Raw genomic sequence first — 2,295 nt, 5'->3', positions numbered from 1 at the left:
CTTGTCCTTCTTCGCTGCTCCGATGAACTCCAGGAATTCTTCGTCTGATACCGCGTTCCAAATATGGTTCGCGTTCTTCTCGGAGAAGCGCACCCTGTAGCGCCGCACCGTCTCCGAGTCTATATGGTCCATCTTCACGTTCTCGGCAATGCGGGAGTCTTCGCTCGAGGATTCCGCATCGCGCAGCATCGACTGCACTTCCTCGCGGGCGCAGCGGTGGTCGCCCGTGTGCGTGCGCCGCCACGTCTCGCCCAGGATGTCCTTCTTGAGGAAGACGGGGCGCATGAGCCTGCTCACCCTCGGCACCTCGATGACGATAACCTCTTTGCCGCCCACGTCCTCGATGCGCGCGTCGTCGTCCTGCAGGAACCTCGCGCTCAGCTTGTCCTTGCTGAGGGCCGCGTTCCAGAAGTCGTCGAGCATCTTGTGGGCGTCGGGCAGCCCCGTCACTTCGAGGGGATGGCCCTTACGGTCCTTGACGCCGAGCACGATGACGCCGCCCGACGTGTTTGCGAACGCCGAGACCGTCTCCCAGATGCTATCCGGTATGCCTCCTTGGGCGGCCTTAACTTCGAGGCGGTTGCCCTCTTTGTACTCGTCGAGTTTGCTCAGATCCACGTACGTCCTTTCCCGCGTCTGCTTCATTCTACCAGCAACCCGCGCACCGTTTCAGCTTTCGGGCGCTTTTCGCACGGCATCGACGCAGCGGGCACGATCTCCCCGTCTCTACCCCGACCTCCTCCGTGCGTCCCGCCCCGGTGGCCTTAGAACCCGCATGCTCGGCCGGGAACCGCGCGGCGTGCAAGGGCCGCAAAAACTTTTCGGCAGAGTGCCGCACCTGTCCAAGACCTTCCGAAAACTCGAAGCCCTGGCGGGTTTCGCTTCCCTTCGATACTCGCCCATGACCGAAGAGCGCTGGGGCGCAGCGCCATGTTCACGACAATCGCTTCTGGAGCAAGGACGCCCACGCCCTTCGCAGTGCGGTTGCAAGTCTAGGCGCATATATGGTTGCCGCAATCTTGGTGGGAACTTTAACTTTGGGCTGAGCGGCGAACAATTCGGGGGGTGGTGTGCCGAAGTTCGGTTCGCCCCCGATATCTGGCCTCTTCAGATTGTTGACCCCACAAGCCTGATTAGTGTCCTGCATCCAAGGTATAATCGAAGCCTCATAGATGCGACTATTTTTGAATGAGGTATGCGTATGGATGCGAACAAGGCATCTTTCCTTGATCTTCTCGGGACGGCAAACACTCAGTTTGTGATACCTGTTTATCAGCGGGTGTATTCGTGGGGCGAGAGACAATGCGACGATTTATGGACCGACATCATGCGTGCGGGAATTCATGGGATGCCTCACTTTGTCGGGTCAGTGCTTTACATTCCTGAATCCGGAAGCACACTCACCGGTATAAAGAAGATGCTCCTCATTGATGGCCAGCAAAGGATGACGACCCTCTCGCTCATCATCGCCGCACTTGTCGAGTGGCTAGAGGAAGACGTGGACCGTGCATCCTTCCTCACGGATACAAGGGTGTCTTTTTTGCGCAAGAGCTATCTCTTCAATAACGATGACCTTATCGGCGATTCACGCTACAAACTCGTGCTCTCCCAAGACGACCACGACACGCTTTTCAGCATCGTAGGCGACATGGCGATGCCAAAGGACTGCTCGGAACTGATAGTAGAAAATTACAAGCGGTTTCGCACGAAGGTGAGGGAGAGATCGTTTGATGCAAAGACGTTGTGGACAGGACTCCGAAACATCCAGATCATCGATACGAGCCTCGATCCTGCCACAGACAATGCCCAGCTCATTTTCGAATCGATGAATTCCAAAGGTAAACCTCTCACGCCCATCGATCTCATCAGGAACTACATTCTCATGTCGCTGCCCAACAACGAACAGACGAGGCTCTATGAAGGTTATTGGCATCCTATCAAACAGCTTTTCGGACGCGAGAATGAAGGCGAGTTTAATGCTTTCATGTGGTACTGGCTCTGGCTTAAGGTACCGAACAGGAAGCCCAAAGAAGACGAAGCGTACGACGAGTTCAAGCGATTCAAGGAAGATGACTTTGAAGGTGACACGGAAGAGCTGCTTTCTGAGCTGATGGAATATGCGCAACGGTATGCAAACATGTTCCTCGGGCAGGAGACCAATCCTAGCCTCAGAGAAGCGTTCGGGCACATAGCAGATCTCTGGGTCAAGCCAATCAGACCGCTCATGTTGGCGCTATATTCAAGATATGATGAGGGGGCACTTTCCGAAGAGAACTTCCTCGCTCTGTGTACCTA

The 2,295-nt window shown here is 55.5% G+C and carries 2 protein-coding genes; one reads left to right on the top strand and one right to left on the bottom strand.

The genetic code is table 11. From position 1 onward, the window contains the following. A partial coding sequence (locus RR842_RS14050) for an ATP-binding protein (RefSeq protein WP_332730201.1) occupies window positions 1-618 on the bottom strand: 618 nt, incomplete at its 3' end. Between the two features lie 583 nt (window positions 619-1,201). Here RR842_RS14050 and RR842_RS14045 point away from each other — a divergent pair. Next, a partial coding sequence (locus RR842_RS14045; RefSeq protein ID WP_332730200.1) for a DUF262 domain-containing protein occupies window positions 1,202-2,295 on the top strand: 1,094 nt, incomplete at its 3' end.

Source organism: Gordonibacter sp. (assembly GCF_036667095.1).
In the GTDB taxonomy this organism is placed as follows: Bacteria; Actinomycetota; Coriobacteriia; order Coriobacteriales; family Eggerthellaceae; genus Gordonibacter.
This window is presented reverse-complemented; position numbering and strand designations above follow the sequence as displayed.